Genomic DNA, 26,403 nt, shown 5'->3' with positions numbered 1-26,403 from the left:
ACTAACTTTGATATTTTTCTCCATTCTTATGGTGATTTTTTGTATTTTTAACAGTTCTAATATCATACTTTTAAATTACTCTATCTTTATCCGCAAGGATGTGCCATCAAAATAGAAAAAAATTGTCTGGCTTCTCGTATGCTTTCCTCATTCCTCTTCGTCCAGACGTCTCAAGCGCTCCATAAAGCGGTCGCGCAAAGGTTCGGACATCGCACGGCCAGAACCACCATGACGCAGCATGATGATTTCAGCCATGATGCTGAGCGCAATTTCTTCGGGCGCGGCACCACCTAAGTCGAGGCCGATTGGCGCGCGCACGCGCGCAAGTTTCCCGGCAGGCACGCCTTCCTGGTGCAGAAGTTTGAAGACCGCCCAGACACGGCGCTGGCTGCCGATCATGCCGATATAGGCGGCGGGCGAATCGATGATGGCGCGCAGTCCCTGCACATCATGAGCATGCGCGCGCGTAACGAGGACGATATGAGTACGCGGCGTGATTGGATAGTTGCGCAGAATAGACTCGATGTCGCCCTGCAATAATTGTTTGGCCGAGGGAAAACGCTCGCGATTGACGAAAGACGCGCGATCGTCAGTCACACTGACTGAGAAGTTCACCTGGTGCGCAAGCGCAGCAAGCGGCACCGCTATGTGCCCCGCGCCGGCAATCAGCAGCACCGGACGCGGGACGAATGGTTCGATAAAAATCTCTGCCCAGGTTCCCTGACGAGTCATTTTATGCCGCCCGCCATCAAGGGTAGTCTCGATATTTTCCATGTGGGGTTTGCCTGTCGCGATAGCATTTTGAGCCGCCTGTACCAGATGGGCCGTCAATCCGGCAGGAGCCTCATCCGCTATCAAATTGCCACTTGTTTCGCCATTTTCATACACTAACATCTGCCGGCCAATATAAGCACGCCACGAACCGCCGGCAGCGATGACGGTGGCCAGCACTATGGCATGTTCACCCTCTAAGGCATCGCTTATGATACGAGCAATTTCTTGCATTGCCGGCTGGCCAGGAAGTGGGTTGTTATGCCAGGGCTGGACGAACACGTCGAAAATGCCCCCGCAGACACCCTGACTTTCCATCGCAATCTCTTCGGTCAAATCAACCTGTACCATATTTGGGCGCAATGTGTCAATGACATTGAGCGCGCTGCGCCATACTTCGGCCTCGCCACAGCCTCCGCCGACGGTACCGCTGATTTTGCCCCCAGGCCGCACAACCATTTTCGCTCCCACCTCGCGTGGCACCGAGCCTTTACGCTTGACGATAGTCGCCATGGCAGCCGTTTCGCCGGACTGTAGAATATCGAAGATTTCTTGAAAAAGCTCTCGCACGTTCGTATTTTCCCTGTTTCTTAAACCCGACTATTTGTTCCTTCGCTGTTCTCTATTGTATAATAGCAGACATCACCGTGCCGATAAATCTTTTCCCACTCAGCGGAAGAGCAATTATGATTTCGTCTGGAGCATTTTGTAATGAGTGAGACACACAACACCACGCCTGAAGCTGTATTTCCTGATAATAGCCAGTCAAACGCACGAGTTCCGATTACTCCTGGAATGTTGGAAAAGCTCCGCCTCGCCAGCGACGCAAACCTTTCTCCAGATGGCCGGCATGTCGCCTTTGTCGTTTCAGAATGGATTCCTGAACAGCCTAAAAAACGAAGACGCATCTGGTTGGCTGAGATTGCCGGTAATGAGCCCCGCCCTATAACACGCAGCCAGCACGATGATAGTTGCCCGCGCTGGTCGCCCGATGGCAAGCAACTGGCATTTATCTCCAAAGAGATGGGCGAAGGGGGTAAAGCAGATGAAAAGGGCCAGGAGAAACAAAGGTCCAAAGCCCAGCCTCATGTCATGTCATTCCCGGGAGGTGAGCCTGAGCAAATCTGCACGATGCCAAATGGGGTAAGCGACCTGGAATGGTCGCCCGACGGTCACTATATTTCCTTCCTCTCCCTGGAGGGCAAGGAACCCGGCACCGACCCGCGTGTCATCATGCCGGGGCGCCATAAGCGGCTCTGGAAGGTGCATGTGCATGGCGATGTTCCCGAACCCCTCACCCCCGATAACCTCACGATCTGGGAATACGCCTGGTCGCCCGATGGCAAGCAAATCGCTATTTACTACTCGAGCGGACCGGATGCGACAGATTGGTACCGCGGTCAGATTGGCATCGTTTCTGCCGGGGGAGGGGCTATCCGGCAGATTACACACTTAACCCGTCAGGCCAGCGCTCTTAGCTGGTCGCCCGATGGCTCGCGTCTTGCGTACATCTCAGGTGAATGGAGCGACCCTTGCAAGGGGGGCGGAGACATTTTCGTCATTGAGACTGGAAATGGAGCGCATGAACCACGTAATCTGACGCCCGGCATTCAGTGTAGCCCGGCCTGGTGCCGCTGGTTTCCCGATGGTCAGCGCCTGCTTTTTACCGCGTGGCAAGGAGTTACGCAGCAAATCGGCATGTTGGATGAAGCCACCGGCACAATAACGCTGCTCGACGAAAATTTTGTGATGGACACTGCCTGGCCCCATCTCTCGCTCACCCCTGATATGCAATCTTTCGTAACCACGCACGCAAACGAGCAACATCCACCCGATATCTATTTCGGCACTCTTAGCAAAGAGGGAACAAAAACAACCGGCATTCGTTGGAAGCGCCTTTCACAGTTAAACCCTCTTGCCGAGGAAACCTTCGCCATTGCCCCCAGCCAGGCAATCAAGTATGAAAGCATTGATGGCTGGCGCATCGACGCGCTCTTTACGCCGCCGCTTTCGCACAAAGGTAACACTCTCCCTCCGCTTGTTGTGGATGTGCATGGTGGCCCATCATTCGCCTGGACTGATGATTTTGGCTATACATACTTTAGCGCCCAGGAACTGGCCTCCGCCGGTTATGCTGTGTTGCGCGCCAATATACGCGGAAGCTGGGGACGTGGGGTAGCCTTCGCCGATGCGGTCGTGGGCGATATGGGCGGCAAGGATCTCCAGGATTTGCTCTGTGGCATCGACTACCTGGTCGAGCGCGGTATGGTCGATGGCAATCGCGTTGCTATTGCCGGTGGCAGCTACGGCGGTTTCATGGCAGCATGGGCAATAACACAGACGACGCGCTTTTCGGTGGCGGTTATGGCATCCGGTATCTCCGACTTTCACAGTTTCCATGCCCAATCAATCATATTCGATTGGGATACGCGCTTTATCGGCGTTGATCCACTTGAACATCCCGAAGCTTATCGAGCCCGTTCCGCCATCACATTTGCTGCTCGCGTGCAGACTCCAACCCTCATCGTCCATGGAGAAGAAGATTACATTGTTCCCGTCAACCAGGCCTACGCATTCTACCGCGCCTTGAAGGAACGGGGCGTTCCTACGGAGTTGGTCATCTATCCACGTGAGGGCCACGGCAACCTTGAGTATGACCACAGGTGTGATGAGGAGGAGCGGATACTAAAATGGCTGGAGAAATATTTGTAACAGGGCTATTGCCAGATCATCTACACGCTGCTATACTAGGATAAACGTAAGTGAGGCTTCTTCACAGGCAGATTGAGGTATCCTGATGGCCTATTACACGATTACAATACAGCCTGGTACGCTCATGACAGCAGAGGAGTTTATCCGCCTGCCCAGGGAAGACGGTTGGCACTACGAATTGGCAGAAGGGAGACTGGTCAGGATGCCTCTGGCTGGCTACAACCATGATGTAGTTGCAGCGCGCCTGGCTGCTCGTCTCTTACCTTATGTCGAGGAGCATAACCTCGGAGAATGCACACTTTCACAGGCAGGCTATCTCCTGAGCCAGCGAGGTGAGCCCGATACCGTTCGTAGCCCTGACCTGGCTTTTGTAGCTGCCGCCCGTATTCCTCGTCCAAACACGCCTGAGAGCCTTTCATTCCCGCGCCTGGCACCAGACCTGATAGTAGAGGTGGTATCCCCCAGCCAGTATCGACCGGAGATGATCGAGCGAGCAAGAATGTGGCTTAGCGCAGGAGTAAGACTGGTCTGGATCATCTGGCCCCAGGCAAAAGAGGCTGAGGTATGGCAGCAGGGCAGCGATACTCCTACAGCGATACTGAATATCAATGACTCCCTGGACGGATTGGATGTAGTGCCAGGCTTTACCTGTCCTCTTGCGCGCCTTTTCAAATAAAATATGAGCGGCATTTTTGTCCCGCTCATATTTTGCCTCTAATGCCTATCAATTCTGCATCCCTAACAGATTCCCGCTCTCATACCTGCGCAGCCCTAACCGGAACACGATCATCGCCACACTTACAAACAAGGCGGTAAATCCGGCCATCGCTCCCAACAGCGGCCAGGTGAACTGGTGCAGCAACTGAAGAGGCACAAACGAGATGAAGCCCGCCGGAACGATGGTGAAGAGCAGCAGGCGCACGACTCCCGTAAAGATGTTCATAGGGTAGGTGCTGAATGTGATCAGCGCCCCAAAAACTTGCTGCGTCATACCCTCTGTATTGCCGACAAAGAACGCCATCGAGCCGAGAATCACAAGAAAGGCCACGAAGATCAGGGCGCTTTGTACGGCCAGCAATACGAATAGCCCGAAATGCAATACGTCGGGATGCAGGAACAGGACAAAGGCTCCCACACTAAAAATGACATCGCCCCAGGCCGATGGATCTGTCGCCGAAATGCAGACGTGCAGCAGCACATTGCGAGGCATGCCCAGGTATGCATCCAGCCCGCCGTTCATAATCAGAGCAGCCAGTTTGGGAGCGTTGCCAAAGACGCACATCGCAATGCCGAAAGCGCAGGCAGAGACGGCCCAGAGTATGACGATATCTGTGTTCTGCCAGCCATGCACCAGTGGGAACTGGCGGAAGTAGGTCCACCAGAAAAAGAGCCACAGACTATCATTAGCTACCATCGTGAGAATCTGCGTCCAGAAAGCCGCGCGATACTCCATTGCCGCCTGCAGGTTGGCGACGAAGTACGCCTTCATAAAACTCAGCGTTCGCGTACCGATTTTGACAATGGCCATCATTTTCTAGCCTCCATTGATACTCACTCGTCGAATTGCGACCGAGTAGATGGCAAACAGAATCGCGCCGCCTACCGCCAGGGTGATCAATTGCTGTTCTAGTAATCCCAGGAACGGATAGAACTCAAAATGCACCAGCGTGCGGGCAGGGCCGTACAGGATGGCGCTGAAAGGCAGCGCCTGGGCAATGCTGCGCAGCGGCTGTGGAAAAATCTCTAATGGCGCCAGCACACCGCCCAGCACCAACGTCAGGCGACTGAACACGAAACTGAACGAATTGGTATCTTCAGTCCAGAATGCCAGCAATCCGATGCTGAAGTAGGCCACGAAGTCGATGCACATCGCCAGCAAGGTGACGAACGGCCAGACAACTACTCCCATCCAGGTGAGATGCGGCGGCCCCACGAAGATCAGCGCGACCGAGGCGGCCACGATGCCATTGATGATGAAGCGTACCACCCGCTCGCCCAGGTATTGCGCAAAGTTATAGAAAACATAACTGCATGGCCGTACCAACAGGTAAGCGAGTTGCCCCGAACGTACCTCCTGGTCGATACGGCGCGTCAATGCCGGCATGGAAGTCGCGATCATCTCGGCAGCTGCCAGGTACCAGATCATATCGCTGATGCTGAACCCGCTCAGCAGCGTTGCTCCCCGCGCCGAATACGTCGTTTTCCATAACTGTCCCAGCACGAAGATCAGCACAACGAGGAACAACCCGCGAAAGAAGACTTCCATCATATAGGCCAGGTTGCTGGCAATGCTCACGCGCATCACAGCCAGGTACTTTCTCAGCACGAGTACAAGCCTCTGGCCAGGAGTGCGCTTTTGAACACGTATCAATGCACCCATATCCTTAATCTCCTTCCGCGAATGGTATCAAGGACTCCGGCTCAATTTCGGGCTTTGTATCCGTTGATACCATGTATTCTGTACTGCCATTTTCTCGTGATTCTGATTCGTTGGTTTGAAGAAGCTCTATTTCAGCATTAGATGGCGGGGTCATGAATGGCGTCTCCCCATCTTTCTGCCCGTAAATGGTCGCGATGATCTCCTCCATCGGTGGGTCGGAGATGGTCATGTCGAGGATATGGCAATGCTGCATGATCGCGGCAATCACCGGTTCAAGCGGACTGCGCGACGTATCGATTGCCAGCTTCAGACCATGCTCCTTCGCCTTCAATACCTGGATACTCACTGTATCCTGTATCTCCTCATGGATTGATCCTGGCAGTTGTATGCTCAAGCGCTGCCTGCCACTGCGCTCGTCAATTTTTAACAATGTTGCGGCAGGCTCCTCCAGCAGCAGATCGACCGTTTTCACCTTCAGGTAGTCACGTTTCAGCCTGGCAACGGGCGCGTCGAGGATGATCTCCCCGTGATTGATGACAATCGCGCGCCGGCAGACCTGCTCGATATCCCCCGCGTCATGCGAAGTCAGAAAAATGGTGACACCCTCCTGTGTATTCAAATGACCGATCAGGTCGCGGATGCGCTGTTTGGCGATGACATCCAACCCGATAGTCGGCTCGTCTAAGAAGACGACCGAGGGCCTGTGCAGCAGAGCCGCCGCCAGCTCGCAACGCATCCGCTCTCCCAGGCTCAGCTTGCGCGCCGGAGTCTGCATGTATTCTGCGATATCGAACACATCGACCAGGAAGTCGCGGCGCTTTCGATACTCCTCCATATCCAGTTCATAAATGCGCGCAAGCAGGTTGAAAGTATCCTGCGGCGGCAGATGATACCACAATTGAGATTTCTGCCCATATACACTGGCTATATGAAATGCCAGTTTGCGCCTCTGTTGCCAGGGTATCATGCCCAGGACGTGAGCCTTGCCCGCGGAAGGATACAGGATGCCCGTCAGCATTTTAATGGTGGTAGATTTGCCTGCACCGTTCGGCCCGATAAAGGCAAGCACCTCTCCTTGCTCAAGCGAGAAACTGGTGGGCTTCACGGCCTCACGCTCGCGATATTTAGGCGCGACAAACGACCGCAAGCTGCTTGCCAAACCAGCTTCACGCTGGCGCGTTCTGAACGTTTTTGCTAATCCCTCAACCTCGATGATGGGCATCTGTTTCCTCCTTTACAGTGATGTGATAACGCCCCTATCCCTCAATCCGTGGGAATAATTGTGATCCCGGCGCTACATGCGACAAAGCACGACTTCCCCAGATTCCCTCCTGAATCCATGCTGACCCCCTCACAGGCAGCAATCCCAGCTGGCTCAGGATACGGTTAGATGCCGAGGGAATAAAGGGAGCCAGGTAGATCGCCAGCAGGCGCAACGCCTCTGTCGCCGAATACAGCACATTATCAAGTTGCTGCTGTTTATCAGGCTGGCGAGCCAGTTTCCACGGCTCGCTTTGCTCGATGTATTGATTGGCGCGCCTCACCAGGCTCCAGATGATACCCAGGGCATTTCCTATTTCCCATGCTTCCAACGCCGTTTCTGCTCCAATGCGTGTCTCCGTCGCCACACGTTGCAAGTCTTCCTCAAGGACCCCTGCCGGTCCTGGCGCGGGAATGACTCCATCCCGATAACGCTGCGTCATCGTCACGACGCGGTTCAAGAGGTTGCCCAGGTCATTAGCAAGCTCGTCATTATAATGACGTATCAACCCGGCGCGCGAGAAATCGCCATCGGACGCGAAAGACAGGTTGCGCAGCAGGTAGTAACGCACTGCATCGACCCCGAACTCATCCACAAGTTCCACCGGCTCGACTATGTTACCGGTCGTCTTTGAGATGCGCTGCCCCTCCAGGGTAATGAAACCATGCACTGCTACCTGTCGCGGCAGTGCCAGACCTGCTGACATCAACATGGCGGGCCAGTACAGGCAGTGGAAGCGCGTGATATCCTTGCCGATGACATGCGCATCGGCAGGCCAGTAATGCCTAAATCTCGTTTTATCGTCTGGAAAACCGGCCACGGTAATGTAATTGGTTAAGGCATCGAACCAGACGTAGAGGACATGGCCAGGATCGCCTGGAACCGGCACGCCCCAGGGCTGCCGAGCCGGATTCACTACGCGCGAGACAGAAAAATCGCGCAGCCCTTGCCGGATCATGCCTAGCACCTCGGCCTGCCGCACAGGCGGTACAATGAATTCTGGATGCGTCTGAATATGCTCCAGCAAGCGGTCACTGTATCTGGAGAGCGCGAAAAAGTAATTCTCCTCCTCTAACCATTCAGGCACGATTGATGGATGGTCAGGGCACCGGCCATTCACCAGTTCCTCGTCAGTATAAAAGTTGTTGCAGTTCGGGCAGTACCAGCCGGAATAGATGGACTTATAGATGTCTCCTCGTTCCTGCGCGCGGCGAAACAGTTCCTGCGAGGCCCGAAAATGCTGCTCGTCTGTTGTGCGCATCCAGGCATCGTAGGATACATCGAGCTTCGCCCATGCCAGGCGGAAAGCTTGATTCATACGCTCGATCCACGCGCGAATATCAACATGGTTAGCCTCGGATGCTTTCACCACATGCTGGCTATTCTCGTCAAGCCCCATGCTGAAAAATGTGTCGTGTCCTTGCAGGCGATGATAGCGGGCAAGGACATCAGCTGCCACCTTCTCCAGCGAATGCCCGATATGCGGCGGAGCGTTCGGATAATCAATGGCGGTCGTGATAAAGTAGCGTTTGCCGTCTCCTGCATCTTCCTGGGATGCCTCTTCAGAATTGGTCATTTGATACCTCTCTTCCTTCGATAAATGGATTTTGATACAAAAAAGAAAGGGGCGCAGGTCTGTCGCCTGCACCCCTTCGCCTGAAGAACTTTGTTACGGTCAAGTAAGCACTATGTCTATGCTCGCAGAGGACAGCGACGACCCGTGGGATACGGTAAGCATCCCATAAACCATGCACATAGGCATTGCAAAAATGAAGGTCGTCGAATGATGTTCCATCTGCTCCAATAATCCTTTTTCTATTGTTTTCGCGATGAGAAATGCGTGTGGTAATTTCACCCATCACGGCATTTCCGCAGAAGCTATTCTGTACTCACGAATATACCTGTAACTTTGTTACTTGTCAAGGCATTATCGCCTGGGGATTCTTCTGAAAATCCCCAGGCGATTTTCATCGATGAAGGTGCGACGGAGGCGCATGGCGTTTACCAGAGTATCGAAATGCACCTGCTGATTCACATGTATTTCTGTATGCTTGCAAGCACTCTATCCACAGATAAACGCTCCAGCCGCTCCTTTATCAACTCCACCCGTGGCCCTAAAGGGGGCAAAGGGTAGACCGGGCCGAAAAGCGCGACGACAGGCACCCCGGTCAATGCCGCCATATGCGTCATTCCGCAGTCGGTTCCTATATAGCATTTGCTCTTTTCCATCACTTTCGCCACCTCCAGAAGCGGCACGTTCTTCATAACCGATACCATGCCTGATGGCAGCGAAGATGGAAGGCGCTTCAGCACTTCTTTGAGTTGATCCTGATCAACTGGTCCGGCCAGCACAATCACAGACTGCCCATCGCGTACAAGTCGCGTTATCAACGTGGCATAGGAGGCGGCTTTCCAGCATCTCGCATCCTCTTTGCCCCGGCCTGGATGAATCGTGATCGGGCGCCTGGCAGGATTGAAATCATTCTCTTTCAAGCGAAAAGGGGGAACATTGCTAGCATCGAGATTGTTTATGCCAATTGATTCGGCTAGCTTCTGCAACACATGTTTGGAGGAGGAGCCCGCCTGAAATTCATCAGCAGCGATGACTTCTCTGGCACCGGCCCTGCGCAAATTCTGTACCAGTTCGTCAGTCTTATTGCGCATCAGGGAAATGGCCAGATCGGTCTGTTGAAATACACGCAACCAGTGAGGAGCGGAAAGGCCCTCATTCGAGTACAGTTCAATCGATAGGTTCCCATCCTGTGCCATGGCCTCATCAGCAAGTCCCCAGGCGTCAGCGAGCGGTAATGTAATCGGATTGCCTATATACGTGATATGATCGTTGCGATATTTCGCGCGCAACGCGCGCAGCAGAGGAAAAGCAATCATCGTGTCACCGATGTAGGCTATACGAAAAATCACAATGCGCAAGATGGTTGGATCTCCCCTTTCATCTTTCTTCCCACCACTTTACCATGCCATTTGAAAAGGTATCGGCTTCTCAACCTTCTCAAATGGCACGTTTCTCTTACGCTGATCAGTATAGCACAAAGCTTGCGTCTGCTCTAAGCCCCTTTTTCAACCATACTATCTCCTGCATAGTTCCCTGCCCCCTCTTGCAAGCGGCTGTTGCGCCTGCTATAGAGGAAGTAAATGACCAGTCCGATTACCAGCCAGACAACGAATCTCACAAGCGTTACCCACGGCAGGCTAACAATCAGCACAATCGAACCAATGACGGAGAGGATGGGAATCAAGGGTACTAGAGGCACGCGGAATCCACGCCGCAGGTTGGGCTGCGTGCGCCGCAGGATCAGGACGGCGATGGAAACCAGTACGAATGCGGCCAATGTCCCAATATTGGTCAATTCAGCCACCACGTCAATCGGTGTAAGACCAGCAACCAGCGCCACGACGATTCCAACAAGCAGGCTCGACAGGTATGGTGTGCGGAAACGCGGGTGAATGATTGAGAAGAAACGCGGCAGAAGGCCATCGCGCGCCATCGAGAAGAAGATGCGGCTCTGACCAAAAAGCAGCACGATCAAGACCGTCGTCAAGCCACAAAGGGCACCCACCGAGATGATTGATCCAGCAGCGTTCAGACCGAGCAAGATGAGCGCATGCGATACAGGCGATGCCACATTCAACTGCGTGTACCGCACTACCCCGGTCAGTACCGCTGTTACCAGGATATAGAGAACGGTACAGATCAACAGACTCATGAAGATACCGATTGGCAAATCGCGAGCAGGATTGCGCGCCTCCTCCGCCGAGGTTGAAATCTGGTCAAAGCCAATGTAGGCGAAGAAGATGATGCTGGCGCCACGGAAAATACCCCCAACGCCGAAAGGCAGGAATGGATTCCAATTTCCTGCATTGATATGGCCAAAGCCTATCACAAGAAAGAACAAAATCACCGCGAGCTTGATGACCACGATGGTATTATTGACTTTGGTGCTTTCAGACGTACCCAGAATCAGCAGACCTGTGATAACGAGAATGATGAGAAAGGCAGGCAGGTTGATGATGCCGCCCGAAAAAGGAGATGCAGTGAGCGCCCTGGGCAGGGTTACACCGAAAGCACCCTTAAGCAGGTCAACCAGGTACCCAGACCAGCCAATACTGACAGCCGCTGCACCCACTGCATATTCCAGGATCAGGTCCCAGCCAATAATCCAGGCAATCAGCTCACCGAGCGTCGCATAAGAGTAGGTGTAGGCGCTGCCTGCTATGGGTACGGTACTTGCGAATTCAGCATAGCAGATTGCCGCCAGGCCGCTCACAATGCCTGCCAGGACAAATGAAAGGATCAGTCCCGGCCCGGCATACTTCGCTGCCGCAACACCGGTTAATACGAAAATACCGGTACCGACAATAGCGCCAATACCCAGCAGCGTGATACTGAAAGAACCCAATACCCGCTTGAGTCCATGCTCATGCTCGTCACTTTGTTTCAGAATAAGATCAACCGGTTTGACTCGCCACAATGAGTTCTTTTGTGTCGTTGCCATGTATAACTCCTGTTCTTGTTCTACGCGCCAGTTACTAAGGAACGCTGCCTACAAACCCACCTTACAAAAGGATCAGCGAACAAACGAGGAGAAGACAAAAAGAATCTACCTGGTTGCATTATACAAGGATTTTTGCCATGTTGTTTACACGTGTCGCAACTGATATCAGTTCCAGTGAAATCCTCAGATGACGAGCGCTGAGTACCAGGAGCAAATTGTTATGATATTCTATATAAAGAAAAACAGAACAGGAGATTTGAACATGAACGAATATATGCAGTCCAACCTGGAATGGTGGAACGAAGCTGCTCAGATACATGTCCGGGGAGATGCATACGAACTGGCAGCATTTAAGGCAGGTAAATCGAAGCTCAAACCACTCGAGCTGACTGAAGTTGGGGACGTAGCGGGCAAATCGCTGCTGCACCTGCAATGCCACTTTGGACTCGATACGCTATCATGGGCAAGATTGGGAGCAACGGTAACAGGCGTCGATTTTTCCGACCAGGCCATTCAGCTGGCAAAGGCCATCAGCAGGGATGTCGGAATAGGCGCAAATTTTATCTGCTCCAATATTTACGATTTACGCAGCAACTTTCCTCCCGCTGCCCAATTCGATATCGTCTTTACTTCCTACGGGGCTATCGGTTGGCTCCCTGATCTGCAAGCCTGGGGACAACTTATCGCCGACTACCTCAAACCGGGAGGATTTTTCTATATAGCCGAAGGGCATCCTTTTATGTGGACTATTGACGAAAAGGGACCGGAGCTGAAAGTTGGGTACCCTTATTTTTCGTCAGAACCCATAAAAGATGAATCGCAAGGCACCTATGCCGAGAAAGAAGCAGAGATGGAGCATCATACGACCTATGGATGGAATCATTCCTTTAGCGAGATTTTCAGCTCGCTGCTCGCAGCTGGCTTGCGCATTGATTTTCTACACGAACACCCGTTTTGCGCCTGGGATCCTTTCCCAGAAATGGAAGAGGACGAGAATAAATTCTGGCGCTTCAAAGATCCACAAAAGCGGAAGCTGTTGCCGCTGATGTTCTCGCTAAAAGCCACAAAGCCGATCTAATAGCAAACTATTGAGCGTCTTACTCTTTGCCAAAAGCGATCAAAGGGAGAGGCGATGATGATCGTAAAATAAACAGCGGTTATATTTAGGTATAATTACCTAAAGGAAACAATTTGCCTGCCTGTTCGTTTGTTAGTCGAATATATCCTTATTACCATCTTCGTTTAATGGAACGGCTTCTCATCTTCCTCCATATCGAATCTGGCGAGTTTAGGGTGCAATGAATTAATAGGCTTGTAGAACAAAAATTGCCTCTATTTTATTCCCATTATTACTACTTTATGAGATTGTGGCTATGAAGAATCCTTGACAAAAAAGAAGAGTATGTGCTACACTTTTTCAATGAAGGCACGTTGAAATACGACAATGAAGCGTACGTCAGGGAGGGACGGAACGTTAATTCATCAGATGCTGGCGAATTCCCATCAAAATTTATTAATTTCACCCGTTGCTCGTACAACAGCTATGTTTATGGCTTGTTTGTATAAACAGTAGAAAACAAACGCGCTCCTGATTCCCTAATCAACTGGTTTACCAGCTTGGTTTGCACTCTCCCGTGTAACCAGAGTTACTTTGCGAGCGGTTTGTAAATTCTACTCGTTTGCGTTTGATAATCCTTGTAGTGTGGCCCATGTCCTCTAGTATACCAGGAGCTAAGGCTCGTTTGGAGGTTAGAGGTAACAGAGCTGCTACTGTCTACAAGCAGATAAGCTGCGAAGCATACCTCTATATCTACCTGGAGTAAGAGCCTGCTATCTGTTCCTGTGAATAGAGGCCACCAGTTGATCATTGTCCCATTTGTATTGTTGAGTTGATTTCCGCCATAGGCGGAACATCAGACGCGAGGCATTCTGGTCTTGCGTCAAAAAGGAGATGATGATGGCAAACTGGTTTGAAGATCTGTCAAGGACTGTGGCAGATGAGAAGATCGGGCGCCGTACTGCGATCCGCCGCATTACTGCCGGTGTAGCTGGCATAGCGGTGGCCGCGGGCATTCCCGGCATAGCCCTGGCCAAAAGCAAGGCCTGTCCCGGAGGTGGTGGTGTATGCGGCACATATGTGAACTGTGCCAACAACTCCAACACCAACTGCTTCTGCTTTACCAACGCCAGTAACAAAGCGTTCTGCGGATGCTCCCAGTTCTGTTCGCAGTTGCAGGCCTGTAGCTCCAACCATGATTGCCCAAAGGGGAGCTTCTGCGCAATCAACACCTGCTGCGCCTCACCTTCACCCAACGTATGCACCGTGAAGTGTAAGGGCAAGAACAAGAACTGCCAGCTCGGTAGCGGCCATGGCACGACCAGCGCTCATCGCTAATTCCCCACGGAATGTAGCTCACTGAGCTAAGTTCTTGGGTGTGGGGGCGTGCTATATCGCCCCTGCACCTTCTACAGTTATCACTTCAAGTTTTTTTCATTATTTCAGTTGGGAGGCTTCGTATTATGAGTGTCCTACTCCTGCTGGCACGTCTGGTGCTTGTTGTGGTGTTCATCGTGGCTGGTGTTGGCAAGCTCTTCGATCTCAAAGGTTCGCAGCAGGCCATGCGAGACTTCGGTTTGCCCAATCTTCTCGCGGCCCCACTCGGAGTCCTGCTGCCATTTGCGGAGCTTGCTGTAGCAGTAGCGCTTGTAGTTTCAGCCTCGGCCTGGTGGGGAGCTATTGGCGCGGCAATCTTGCTACTACTGTTTGTCGCAGGCATCGGCTATAATCTCACTTCCGGTCGCAGGCCAGATTGTCACTGCTTTGGCGTATTCTACTCCTCTACTATTAGCAGCGCGACACTGATCCGCAATGTGATTCTTGCTGTCGTAGCCGGTATCGTTATTGCGCTCGGACGAGTGGATGCCGGACCAGGCATGGTAGCATGGATTGGTGCTCTGTCTATTGCGCAAGACATCGAGCTGGTGGTTGCGATCATCTTCGCTATCTTGCTGCTGGCAGAGGGTTGGGTACTCGTTGAGGCAGTGCGCTCGATTGGACGCATACTGGGACGGCTAGACGCGTTAGAGACACGTCTGGAGCAGGTTCCTGAAATGTCAAGCGAGAAACCAGGATTAGAGGTGGACTCTGATGCTCCAACATTTGAACTCCCCGACCTGGATGGGAACCTTGTCTCGCTTGAAAGCCTCTGCGCTCGTGGTAAACCGGTCCTGCTCGTATTCATCTCTCCAACTTGCGGGCCCTGCTCTGCTATGCTGCCAGATCTCGCGGAGTGGCAAAGTAAACACACAGACCGGCTCACTTTTGCGGTCATCAGCCAGGGTAGTGCCGAGGACAACCGTGCCAAGATTGGAAATTACGACATTCATCCCGTGCTTTTGCAGAAGGACGCCGAGGTGGCCCAGGCTTACCTGATACGAGGCACCCCCACAGGAGTCATTGTTAAAGCGGATGGAGGGATTAGCAGTCCTCTTGCCGAGGGTGAAGACGAGATTCGTGAACTTGTTGAAGAGGCGACCGTCATCCTCCCATCCAGACCTGGACAGTTGCCCATATTGCATCCTACTATACCCAATACCTCCGCACCTGAGCCTCCGAAAGTTGGCGAACTTGCTCCCGATATCACCATGCCGGACCTTGATGGAAACCTGATCAATCTGGGTGATTTCCTGGGGAAGCCGACCCTGGTTCTCTTCTGGAGTACAAGCTGCGGCTACTGTCAGGCCATGTTGCGGGATCTGAAAGCCTGGGAAGCAAAGCCACCAAAGGATGCGCCACAGTTGCTGGTCATTTCCAGTGGCAATCCAAAAGAAAACAGGGCGCAGGGTATCCGCGCTCCAATCATGCTTGATGATAGCCATTACGCACAGCGCATGTTTGGGGTAAATGGCACTCCAATCGCAGTACTGCTTGATGAAAATGGTTATGTTATCTCCGAACCGGCCGTTGGAGCAAACGAGGTTCTGGCCCTGGCTAAAAAACCCATTCGTAGCAAGGCTAAACCTAAACCGGCAGCAGTCTAGCAGGCTAATCAATGCGAGGCTAGATTATGGACCTTTGACAAAATAACCCGGCAAAAATGCGGTCAATCAAGCCCCACAGCTGTGCCGTAGGGGCCGATTGATCGGCCCCGTTGGATGGCCGAAATATTTGGTCAAAGAGCATAATCTGGCCCCTCCGCCCCATTGGCTCCCGCTTGCTGATAGAATACCTGTCAAACGTCATTGACAGTAAAGGGCTTTAGCCTGAGCGGAGTGTCACTAGATCGAAGGTGTAGTATGAAGCAGTTCTCAGCCTGGCAACGTTTGACTATAGCCACCATCATTCGTATTGCCGGTACTCTTGGACTTCTGCTGTTGCTGGTTTGCTTTGACCGGGTACCAAAGCCTCAGGTAGTGGCAGCCGTTACTTCCCATTCGTATCCTATTCAGCATATCGTGATTATGGTCAAAGAGAACCACACCTTCGACAATCTGTTTGGCACCTTCCCTGGAGCCGATGGAGCCACAACCTATAAAGACCCAAATGGCAAGGTTCATCCCCTCAATCATGAACCTGATATGCTGTTTTTCGATGTCGCCCATGACCACGCGGCATTTCTTACCGCTTACGACCATGGCAAGATGGATGGCTTCTCCCTCCTCCCAGGTGCAATTGAGATTTACGGAGTGCTTAAACTCGACGTTGCCGATGCTCAATTCTACCAATCGGATATTCCCAATTACTGGCAATACGCGCAGACCTTTGCGCTGCCTGACCACTTCTTCTACACCATTCAGGGACCCAGCTTCCCCGGCCACCTCTTCTCAATCGCCGCAACCGACGATGACGTTGATGCCAATCCCATATTGAAAGGGAAATATGTCAATAACTGGGGATGTGATTCAAGCAAAGGTACGACAGTAGAAGAGCTTCATTCCAACGGCAAAGTATCACATGTATTTCCCTGCTTCACCTTTCCTACGCTTGGAGATCTCTTAACAGCGCGAGGCATTTCCTGGAAATCCTACGCGCCCGGCTTCAACCAGACTGGATACGAATGGGATGCCTTCGACTCGATTCAAGATATCCGCGATAGTAACCAGTGGAAACAGCATAATGCCGATTACAGCCAGTTCGTCAAGGATGCCACAGCCGGAACCTTACCTACCGTAAGCTGGCTCGTGCAGCCCACCAGTGTGAGCGACCACCCGGGGGAGAGCATGTGCGCCGGCGAGAACTGGACGGTGCAACAGATCAATGCTATTATGCAAAACAAAACGCTGTGGAATACAACCGCTATCTTCCTCACCTGGGATGATTTTGGCGGACTCTATGATCATGTAGTGCCACCCGTTGGTCCTAACCCTCAAATTGAGTTTGGATTCCGCGCTCCCCTCATTGTCATCTCTCCCTATGCCAGGCCCCACTACATTGACTCTACCCAGTACAATTTTGCGTCGATGCTCAAGTTCGTGGAAACAGTTTTGGACCTGCCTTCTCTTGGTGAGATGGATAAGCAGGCCCATAACCTGATCAATGTATTCAACTTTAGCCAGCAGGCTTTACCGCCGCTCGTCTTAAAGCAGCGCAAGTGTCCGCCTCCACCGGCAGGCAGGCCGATGAATCCAATTACCGATATATCGTGATTCTGTTCTTTTTAACACCTGTTAACATCTGGGCGGAGCTCGCCCAGATATATCTTATGCCATGGAGAGCAGAGTATGAGTGGAAAACACCGGCATTGCCGATCAACAAGTTACTTCACCCGCTATATTTGCCCCGGCTGTCTCTTCGCGCTCTTCCTGCTGCTCCTGATCTTTTATGCTCCGTTGAGTCCACAATCGACAGAGATAGCACACGCTGCTTCTTATCCAATCAAGCATATCGTGATTATGGTCAAAGAGAACCGCACCTTCGATAGTATGTTTGGCACCTTCCCCGGCGCCGATGGAGCCACGACGTACAAGGACCCGAAAGGCAAGATACACCCTTTAAATCATCAACCCGATACTCTTGCTTTCGATATTGCCCACAGCCGCCTGGCCTTTCTGATTGGATACGATCACGGCAAAATGGATGGCTTCTCAAAGATTCCGGGCGCGGTACAGCAGATTGGGGGAAAGTCTATCGATGTTTCGGACTCCCAGTTCTACCAGTCGGACATTCCCAATTACTGGCAATACGCTCAAACTTTTGCTCTTCCCGATCACTTTTTCTACACGGTTGACGCCGATAGTTTCCCGAATCATCTCTTCTCCATCGCTGCCACAAACGATGATGTGGATCTAAACCCCCAGGGTCTCGGCAAATACATAGACAGATGGGGATGCGATGATCCGAAAGGCACCACCGTTGAAGAGCGCCACCCCAACGGTAAAGTCACCTATGCCTTCCCATGTTTTACGTTTCAGACGCTTGGCGACCTCCTGAACGCTCATGGACTCTCCTGGAAGGTCTACTCCCCCGGCCAGGACCAGAATGGCTATGAATGGAACACATACGACGCGATTCAGGATATTCGCGAGACATCTCAATGGAAGTTGCATACCGCCGACTACACGCAGTTCGTCAAGGATGCCGCGGCTGGAACGCTGCCAACAGTAAGCTGGTTGGTGCAGCCGGGCAATGTAAGCGATCATCCACCTGAGAGCATTTGCGCTGGAGAAAACTGGACGGTGCAACAGATCAACGCGGTGATGCAGAATACAGCGTTATGGAATAGTACAGCCATCTTCCTGACCTGGGATGATTTTGGCGGCTTCTATGATCACATCAAGCCCTCGAAAGGACCTAACCCCAAGATCGAATATGGCCTTCGCGCTCCGCTGCTGGTCATTTCGCCATATACGAAGCCACACTATATTGACCACACCTTCTACTCCTTCCCATCGATACTGAAATTTACCGAGTCAATACTGGACCTTCCCTCATTAGGTGGGCTGGATATGAACGCCAACAACCTGATACATGTCTTCAATTTTCAACAGCAACCATTGCCGCCACTTGTGCTGCAGCAAAGAACGTGTCCGAAATCGTCTTTCAATCCGCCTACGGACGCCTTTTACGATCCAGCTTAGGCATCCTTACTTAGAAAGAAAAGCTCTTTTGGACATCAAACTCAGTATGCGTGCCCTGGTCCAGAAAAGCAATTAGGTAAGATTACGTACGCTCTCTTGCTCGTCTGCTAATGCAAACCAGGCTTATTTCCAGGCTCAAATTTGATATGGCTTCTCATGAGGATTTGTATGGCATTAAGAGAAAACTTGTATAACACGATTTGAAACAATTTGATACAGATGGTACAAGAAATCTGACTCAATTGTACTTTCATATGGCGATTCACTGATATTAAGACCCTGTAAAGGCTTGACAAAAATCACTTGTACATGCTACAATTTCTCAATAGAAGAAACTGATGACCTGAAAAATTCAGTGCGTTGCTTGTCACGCGGCTGGTAAACAGTTGGTTCGTGCTGATACGTACGTTTGGGGGGAACGGAACGTCATTCATCTGGTGCCTGGGGTTCCCAAATACGATTGTCTGGTGTTACACACGAATCTCTGTGAATCATACCATTTGTATACAACAGCCATTCTATGGGCTGTTTGTATAAAGGTGGAACGAAAATTGCCCGATACTTTTCCAGGGAATCTGGTCAATGCGATTCGTATCATTTCATACGGATGAGCTTATTTTGTGCGGGCAGTCCTGAGTTCTATTCGTTTGTGTTCTGTCGTCCCTGTAGTGCGACCCATGCCCTCTAATATTCAAGGAGCTTAAGGTTACTGAGGGAAAACTGGTAGCAGACGAAGCTATTTCTGAATGGCAGGGATGCTGCCTTATTCCTTTCATATGGAAGAGAGACAATTCTCTTCATCTGCCTGTTACAAGTTCCTGTTTCTAGGGGTCACGAGTGATCTGTTGTTTTTGTATTGATGAGGCAAGTTCCGTACATTGCGGGACAAGGTGCTGAAGGACAGCACGTATGCCTCCAACACAATCCAATCCATAAGGAGATGACGATGGCAAACTGGTTCGAAACTGTAACCAAAACCCTGGCCGATGACAAAATCAGCCGCCGTACAGCCCTCCGCCGCGTTGGCGGCACCGTCGCCGGTGTAGCAGCCGCTTCTGCGCTCCCCGGTCTGGCTCTGGCCAAGAAGAACTCCTGCGCCGGAGGCGGTGGCACCTGCAGCAACCCGTCCCGCTTCACCAACTGTCAGGGCAACCCCAACACCAACTGCTACTGCTTCACCGAGTTGGGTGGCAAAGCTGTTTGTGGATGTAATTCCTACTGCTCGCAGGTACCAACCTGCTCCAGCTCGCAGAAGTGTCCCAAGGGCAGCGTTTGTATCGTATCGACGGGCTGTAACTGCTCCAGCTCCCAGGGCGTCTGTGTACCGGCTTGTAAGAAAAAGAACAAGAACTGCCAGCTTGGCAGCGGGCATGGCTCAACTGCAGCTCGCTAGTTCTATGTTCTAGCACGAGAACCGCTAACGTTCTTGGTGCGGGGGTGCCGGATGGCACCCCCGCATAGCTTGTAAGAACCATATTTAGCTTGTCTGGTAAGTCGAATAATCTCCCCTGGTTGTATTTGACGGGTCCGTTTGTGCATCCCGTCGATTTGTTGCTATCTAGTTGGTTAGCTTCTGGGAAGTTCATCGCCATAATCTGGAGGTTTTGTTATGAGTATTGTGCTCCTTCTAGCACGCCTGGTACTCGCTGTAGTGTTCCTCGTGGCCGGAGTTGGTAAACTTCTCGACCTCAAAGGGTCGCGACAGGCTATGCGGGATTTTAGCTTGCCAGATTTCCTTGCCGCCCCGCTCGGAACTATTCTACCGTTTGCTGAAATCGCTGTGACAGTAGCCCTCATTCCTACTGCTTCAGCCTGGTGGGGAGCACTGGGAGCACTGGTTTTGCTGCTGCTCTTTGTTGCCGGGATAACCTACAATCTGACGCTTGGGCGCAAACCGGACTGCCACTGTTTTGGTGTGTTCTATTCCTCAGCTATAGGCAGGAGTACGCTTATCCGCAACCTCGTCCTGGCAGTGATCGCGGCCCTCATCGTAGGGTTTGGACTGACTACCCAGGAACTCAGCATGGTGGCCTGGATCGGAAAACTGAATCCCGCTGAAGGCATAGGATTGATTTTTGGCATCATCGTACTTGCGCTGCTTGCCGCCGAAAGCTGGCTCCTGATGGAAATGCTGCGCCAGATTGGCAAATTGACCATGCGCTTAGAGGCAGTGGAATCAGGAAAGACCGTGTCTGATACCCCTGATTGGGTAGGCCTACCTGAGGGAGAGGATGCCCCAGATTTTGCACTTCCCGACCTGAACGGCGAGATTGTTACGCTCCAATCGCTGCTTAGCCGCGGAGAAGGGGTTATGCTTGTATTTACAAGCCCCACCTGCGGTCCTTGCGAGGCGATGATGCCGGAACTTGGCCAATGGATACGCGATTACAGCGATAGAATGACGTTCGCAGTCATCAGCCAGGGCAGTCCCGAACATAATCGTGCCAAGACTGCCGAATACGGTGTCGCTCCTGTACTGCTGCAGGAAAACCGCGAGGTCGCTGACGCTTACCTGGTAAATGCTACTCCCTCCGCGGTAATAATTCGTAGTGATGGCTCGATACATAGTTCCGTAGCCATTGGAGAGGATGAGATTCGTGACCTGATCATGTCCGAGACCAGGAACATCCTCGAAGAAAGGCCAAAAAATCTACCGACCCTGAACGTCCTGGGCCAGCCGAACGAAACTATATATGCAGCAGTTGATTTACCGGCTCCCAATGTAACGCTACCGGACCTGAACGGAAATATGGTCCAGCTTTCCGACCTCCTGGGTAGTCCCACGCTCATGATCTTCTGGAGTACCAGCTGCGGCTATTGCCAGGAGATGCTGCCACGGTTGAAAGCATGGGAAGCGAGACCGCCAAAGGGTGCGCCAAAACTGCTCATCGTTTCAAACGGCACTCCTACTGAGAATAGGAAGCAAGGATTGCGATCTACCGTTGTGATCGACGACGATTTCGCAATCGCTCCTCTCTTTGGAGCATCGGGCACTCCAATGGCAGTACTCATCGACGAAAATGGCACGCTCATGACTAAACCGGCAACCGGTGCCGAAGAAATCTTCGAGCTGGCAAACAGCACCGCCCGTAAATACGCCAAAGGGAATCCCAAACCGGCAACAGTATAGAAGTAATCAGTAACGAAAACCACTACCTGTAATGGCAAATTCAGGTAGTGGCTTTCGTTCTGCTTTAGATCGATAAGGAGTTGACAATGGCTAACTGGTTCGATGAGATTACCAGGACAATGGCAGATGATAAACTTTCCCGGCGCCAGGCGTTGGGGCGTGTTGCCGGTTCGCTGGCAGGAGTGGCGCTGGCCTCCTGGATACCTGGACAGGCACTGGCAAAGTCCACTTCCGCTGCAAAATCAGGCGCCTGTCACAATCCTGCAACCTGCGGCGGCACTTTCTCCCCTTGTGGACACAATAAAAACTGTTTCTGCTTTCTGAACAGCAAAGGTTCGGGTACCTGCGGCTGCATCGTCAATATCTGCAACAACAAAGAGAAGACGTGTAAATCGGACTCCGATTGTCCCAGTGGCTCTTTTTGCGCAATGAAAACCTGTTGCCCGCATAAGAACGTATGCCTCCCGAAATGCGGAAAAACATGCAAGTAATTTATGTGTAGGTCGCGCCTGGCATTTTGCAAAATGCCAGGTCACCTTGTTTTTGCCTCAGAAACTTCTATTTGGGGAAAGGTTGCAGTATGAACCGGCAACTGAAGTATCATTATGATTTCCTTTGGGACAGGCTGAGAACCTCAAAAATTGTGCGGGTCGGATTCGCTATCACAATTCTGTCGTTTGTACTTAGCTTTAGTCCAATCTTGATCCCGCGAACTATAGCTGATGCTGCTCCCAAAACAACTTATCCCATCAAACACATTGTCTTTATGGTCAAAGAGAACCGTACCTTCGATAGTATGTTCGGCACCTTTCCTGGCGCTGACGGCGCTACTACTTACAAGGATCCTCACGGCAAAATCCATCCCCTGAACCATCAACCTGATCAACTTATTTTGGATATAGGTCACGACCATTACTCCTTCCTCCTTGGCTATGACCATGGCAAAATGGATGGCTTCTCGAAAATCCCTGGGGCTATTCAAAATGTCCACGGGAAACAAACTGATGAAGCCGATTCGCAGTTCTACCAAACAGATATTCCCAACTATTGGCAATATGCGCAAACATTTGCTTTGCCGGATGAATTTTTTTATACCATCCAATCGGATAGCTTCCCCAACCATCTTTTCTCTATTGCCGGAACCGATGATGATGTTTCAGGAATTCCTAACTTCCATGGTCAGGGAATCAGTCCCTATACATGGGGATGTGATGCTCCAAAGAAGACAACGGCATTAGAGATTCACTCAAATGGCAAAAAATCAAATGTCTTTCCATGTTTTACTTTTAAATCACTGGGTGATCTCCTGACGGCCCAAAATATTTCCTGGAAGACTTACTCACCTCCACAAAAGCAAAATGGCTATCAATGGAATGCATATGACGCAATTAAGGATATTCGTGAGACATCACAATGGAATATTCATTTTGCTAATTACGATCAATTTGTAAAGGATGCCGCATCAGGCTCCTTGCCTACAGTCAGCTGGTTAGTTCAACCTGAGAATGTAAGCGATCATCCAGGGACAAGCGTCTGTGCTGGTGAGAACTGGACGGTACAGCAGATCAACGCCATCATGAGTAACAAGTCGTTGTGGAACAGTACTGCAATCTTCCTGACCTGGGATGACTTTGGTGGCTTCTATGATCATGTTGTGCCACCGGTTGGTCCAAACAAATATCTTGAGTACGGCTTTCGCGCGCCCTTGATCGTAATCTCTCCTTATGCGAAGCCGCACTACATCGATAACACCCAGTATACTTTCCCTTCCATGCTGAAGTTCGCGGAAACAGTTCTGGGCTTACCCTCTCTGGGGGGATTGGATAAGCAAGTCAACAATTTGATCAATGCTTTTGATTTCTCCCAGAATCCTTTGCCACCGCTTATCTTGCAAACTCGCACTTGCCCCAAATTATTATCTGGCGCAACTCCACAGGTAAGTGATTGGTCATGAACACGTAAAACATGTCCAAAGAGAGAATTGGAGAGACAAACAATGAATCCACAAGTTTCTCGATTCAAGGGATACCTGGCATCAAAACAAGTCTATCTCTGGAACGCTTTTGTAATTCTGCTTGTGCTTGTGGGTATGCGACCCCTGGTAGCAGCTTCTGCGGCAAAAGCAGCTCCTCAGGCATCCAATCCTATTAAGCACATCGTGATTATGGTGAAGGAGAATCGCAGTTTTGATAGCATGTTCGGCACCTTTCCAGGCGCCGACGGGGCTACGACCTATAAGGATAAGAAAGGGAAGATACATCCTCTGAATCACCAGCCTGATCATCTGACCTTTGACCTGGCTCATAATTATCCGGCGTTTCTCACGGCCTACGACCATGGAAAAATGGATGGCTTTTCCAAAATTGCCGGAGCAATTCAGATTATCAACGGCAAGAAGATGGATGTGGCCGATTCGCAGTTCTACCAGGCAGATATCCCCAATTACTGGCAATACGCACAAACCTTCGCTCTGCCCGATGAGTTCTTCTACACGATACGCTCGGAGAGTTTCCCCAACCATCTCTTCTCCATTGCCGCCACCGATAATGATGTCGATGAGAATCCCCAAATTTCTAACCTGAAATACATCAATACCTGGGGCTGCGACGATCCAAAAGGAACAACCGTTGAAGAGCGACACTCAAATGGCAAGGTAGAGAACGTCTTCCCATGCTTTACGTTTCAGACCCTGGGCGACCTCTTGAGCGCGCAAAATATCTCCTGGAAATCTTACTCGCCCAGCTTCAATAAGGATGGGTACGAATGGAATGCCTACGATGCCATTCAAGGCATCCGCAATACGAATCAATGGAAACAGCACTTCTCCGATTATACGAATTTTGTCAAAGATGCAGCCTCCGGCAACCTTCCGACAGTGAGCTGGCTGGTTCAGCCAAGCGGCGTAAGCGACCATCCACCTGAGAGCGTCTGCGCAGGTGAGAACTGGACGGTGCAGCAGATCAATGCCATCATGCAGAATCAATCGTTATGGAACAGCACGGCCATCTTCCTGACCTGGGACGACTTCGGCGGCTTCTACGATCACGTCAAGCCCTCCAACGGCCCCAATCAGAAGATTGAATATGGCTTTCGCGCTCCGCTGATCATCATCTCGCCCTATGCCAAACCCCATTATGTCGACAACACGTTCTATAGCTTCCCCTCGATGCTCAAATTCGCGGAGAAGATTCTGGGTTTGCCATCTCTGGGAGGACTTGATCAGGGTGCCAGCGATATGTTCAACTCGTTCAACTTCAAACAGCAGCCCTTGCCGCCATTGATCCTGCAACAACGTACCTGTCCCTCATATACGCAAAGCGGCCCATCGAACATAGATTGGTCATAGCACAGCATAGAAAGCATGAGAGAATTTATTGAAATGGAGAGACAGAGCATGAACCAGCAGTTCTCACTTTCAGAACGGTTCAGGATATCAAGAAAGGCTTATCTCGGGAGCCTTTTCACCATCCTGCTTCTATTGATAGGTATTGTCCCACAGGCAACTCCTCATAACGCAGATGCCGCTCCTCTGGCATCCAATCCTATCAAACATATTGTGATCATAGTCAAGGAGAATCGCACCTTCGACAGTATGTTCGGTACTTTCCAAGGAGCTGATGGGGCGACAACCTACAAAGATCCCAAAGGCAAAATCCATCCCTTAAATCATCAACCCGATCAACTTGTATTCGATATCGATCATGAACATGCTTCCTATCTGACGGCCTATGATCACGGTAAGATGGATGGCTTCTCCAAAATTCTCGGAGCAATTCAGAATATCAATGGGAAGAAAATGGATGTGGCCGATTCGCAATTCTACCAATCGGATATCCCCAACTATTGGCAGTATGCTCAGACCTTCGCCTTGCCCGACCACTTCTTTTATCCGATCCAGGGACCGAGTTTCCCGAACCATCTCTTCTCCATAGCAGCTAGCAATGATAATGTTGATGATAATCCTTACGGCGTGGGAGATATCAACAAATGGGGGTGCGACGATTCGCAAGGCACTACCGTTGAGGAGCGAGCTCCAGATGGCAAAGTAACGCATGTCTTTCCTTGCTTCAGCGATTTCCAAACACTGGGAGACCTGCTCAGCGCCCAGAACCTCTCCTGGAAAACCTACTCGCCCGCAGTAAATACCGATGGATTCGAGTGGAATGCCTATGATGCTATTCAGGATATCCGCGAGACACAACAATGGAAACAGCATTTCTCCGATTATAAGCAGTTCGTAAAGGATGCCGCAGCCGGAACATTGCCTACCGTCAGCTGGCTGGTGCAGCCCGGAAATGTAAGCGATCATCCACCCGTTAGTATCTGCATAGGTGAAAACTTTACCGTCTCGCAGATCAATGCCGTTATGCAAAATAAAGCCGTATGGAACAGCACCGCTATCTTCCTGACGTGGGATGACTTCGGCGGCTTCTACGATCATGTCGTTCCTCCAAAGGGTCCCAACGCGAAGATCGAATATGCTTTCCGGGCGCCGCTGATCATCATCTCGCCCTATGCCAAACCCCATTATGTCGATCACACCCAGTACAGCTTCCCC

General features: G+C 51.3%; 20 protein-coding genes. 12 read left to right on the top strand and 8 right to left on the bottom strand.

Annotated elements, in window-relative coordinates; genetic code table 11:
• Positions 1-147: 147 nt before the first annotated feature.
• Positions 148-1,341: an XdhC family protein gene (locus tag VFA09_23780; protein HZU70311.1), complete on the bottom strand. Its 1,194-nt coding sequence runs from the start codon at positions 1,339-1,341 to the stop codon at positions 148-150.
• Between the two features lie 141 nt (positions 1,342-1,482).
• Between VFA09_23780 and VFA09_23775 the strand changes: the two genes are divergently transcribed.
• Both VFA09_23775 and VFA09_23770 read left to right on the top strand, forming a co-directional pair.
• A complete protein-coding gene (locus VFA09_23775) occupies positions 1,483-3,483 on the top strand; it encodes a S9 family peptidase (protein ID HZU70310.1) in 2,001 nt (666 codons plus the stop codon).
• 85 nt (positions 3,484-3,568) lie between these two features.
• A complete protein-coding gene (locus tag VFA09_23770) occupies positions 3,569-4,159 on the top strand; it encodes a Uma2 family endonuclease (protein HZU70309.1) in 591 nt (196 codons plus the stop codon).
• A gap of 48 nt (positions 4,160-4,207) precedes the next feature.
• Here VFA09_23770 and VFA09_23765 read toward each other — a convergent pair whose 3' ends face one another.
• The 6 genes from VFA09_23765 to VFA09_23740 form a co-directional block, all read right to left on the bottom strand.
• Positions 4,208-5,014, bottom strand: coding sequence for an ABC-2 family transporter protein (locus VFA09_23765; protein HZU70308.1), 807 nt, complete (start codon positions 5,012-5,014; stop codon positions 4,208-4,210).
• 3 nt (positions 5,015-5,017) lie between these two features.
• Entirely contained in the window at positions 5,018-5,863 is an 846-nt protein-coding gene (locus tag VFA09_23760) for an ABC-2 family transporter protein (GenBank protein HZU70307.1), read from the bottom strand.
• A gap of 4 nt (positions 5,864-5,867) precedes the next feature.
• On the bottom strand, positions 5,868-7,085 hold the full coding sequence (locus tag VFA09_23755; GenBank protein ID HZU70306.1) for an ATP-binding cassette domain-containing protein: 1,218 nt from the start codon (positions 7,083-7,085) through the stop codon (positions 5,868-5,870).
• A 34-nt stretch (positions 7,086-7,119) separates the two neighbouring features.
• Positions 7,120-8,700, bottom strand: a complete 1,581-nt coding sequence (gene metG, locus VFA09_23750; GenBank protein HZU70305.1) for a methionine--tRNA ligase — start codon at positions 8,698-8,700, stop codon at positions 7,120-7,122.
• A 455-nt stretch (positions 8,701-9,155) separates the two neighbouring features.
• Positions 9,156-10,046: a glycosyltransferase family 9 protein gene (locus VFA09_23745; GenBank protein HZU70304.1), complete on the bottom strand. Its 891-nt coding sequence runs from the start codon at positions 10,044-10,046 to the stop codon at positions 9,156-9,158.
• A gap of 143 nt (positions 10,047-10,189) precedes the next feature.
• Complete coding sequence (locus VFA09_23740; GenBank protein HZU70303.1) at positions 10,190-11,638, bottom strand: amino acid permease; 1,449 nt, start codon at positions 11,636-11,638, stop codon at positions 10,190-10,192.
• A gap of 262 nt (positions 11,639-11,900) precedes the next feature.
• Here VFA09_23740 and VFA09_23735 point away from each other — a divergent pair, with 262 nt between their 5' ends.
• The 7 genes from VFA09_23735 to VFA09_23705 all read left to right on the top strand — a co-directional run bounded on the left by VFA09_23735 (position 11,901) and on the right by VFA09_23705 (position 21,845).
• Entirely contained in the window at positions 11,901-12,716 is an 816-nt protein-coding gene (locus VFA09_23735) for a class I SAM-dependent methyltransferase (protein ID HZU70302.1), read from the top strand.
• An 879-nt stretch (positions 12,717-13,595) separates the two neighbouring features.
• Complete coding sequence (locus tag VFA09_23730) at positions 13,596-14,033, top strand: hypothetical protein (protein ID HZU70301.1); 438 nt, start codon at positions 13,596-13,598, stop codon at positions 14,031-14,033.
• Between the two features lie 125 nt (positions 14,034-14,158).
• Entirely contained in the window at positions 14,159-15,679 is a 1,521-nt protein-coding gene (locus tag VFA09_23725) for a redoxin domain-containing protein (GenBank protein HZU70300.1), read from the top strand.
• A 255-nt stretch (positions 15,680-15,934) separates the two neighbouring features.
• On the top strand, positions 15,935-17,284 hold the full coding sequence (locus tag VFA09_23720) for an alkaline phosphatase family protein (GenBank protein HZU70299.1): 1,350 nt from the start codon (positions 15,935-15,937) through the stop codon (positions 17,282-17,284).
• 75 nt (positions 17,285-17,359) lie between these two features.
• Positions 17,360-18,715 (top strand): alkaline phosphatase family protein, encoded by a 1,356-nt coding sequence (locus VFA09_23715; GenBank protein HZU70298.1) that lies wholly within the window; start codon positions 17,360-17,362, stop codon positions 18,713-18,715.
• A gap of 946 nt (positions 18,716-19,661) precedes the next feature.
• Positions 19,662-20,108 carry a hypothetical protein gene (locus VFA09_23710; protein HZU70297.1) on the top strand — a complete coding sequence of 149 codons (447 nt, stop codon included), beginning with the start codon at positions 19,662-19,664 and terminating at the stop codon, positions 20,106-20,108.
• 216 nt (positions 20,109-20,324) lie between these two features.
• Positions 20,325-21,845, top strand: coding sequence for a redoxin domain-containing protein (locus tag VFA09_23705; GenBank protein ID HZU70296.1), 1,521 nt, complete (start codon positions 20,325-20,327; stop codon positions 21,843-21,845).
• Positions 21,846-21,909: 64 nt separating this feature from the next.
• Here VFA09_23705 and VFA09_23700 read toward each other — a convergent pair whose 3' ends face one another.
• Complete coding sequence (locus VFA09_23700) at positions 21,910-22,074, bottom strand: hypothetical protein (GenBank protein HZU70295.1); 165 nt, start codon at positions 22,072-22,074, stop codon at positions 21,910-21,912.
• A 351-nt stretch (positions 22,075-22,425) separates the two neighbouring features.
• Here VFA09_23700 and VFA09_23695 point away from each other — a divergent pair, with 351 nt between their 5' ends.
• The 3 genes from VFA09_23695 to VFA09_23685 form a co-directional block, all read left to right on the top strand.
• On the top strand, positions 22,426-23,799 hold the full coding sequence (locus VFA09_23695) for an alkaline phosphatase family protein (GenBank protein ID HZU70294.1): 1,374 nt from the start codon (positions 22,426-22,428) through the stop codon (positions 23,797-23,799).
• A 42-nt stretch (positions 23,800-23,841) separates the two neighbouring features.
• Positions 23,842-25,191, top strand: a complete 1,350-nt coding sequence (locus VFA09_23690) for an alkaline phosphatase family protein (GenBank protein ID HZU70293.1) — start codon at positions 23,842-23,844, stop codon at positions 25,189-25,191.
• Between the two features lie 48 nt (positions 25,192-25,239).
• On the top strand, positions 25,240-26,403 hold a 1,164-nt coding region (locus tag VFA09_23685; GenBank protein ID HZU70292.1), incomplete at its 3' end, for an alkaline phosphatase family protein.

This window comes from Ktedonobacteraceae bacterium (assembly GCA_035653615.1).
GTDB lineage: Bacteria > Chloroflexota > Ktedonobacteria > Ktedonobacterales > Ktedonobacteraceae > DASRBN01.
Note: the sequence above shows the minus strand (reverse complement) of the source record. Positions and strands in the feature narration are given on the sequence as shown.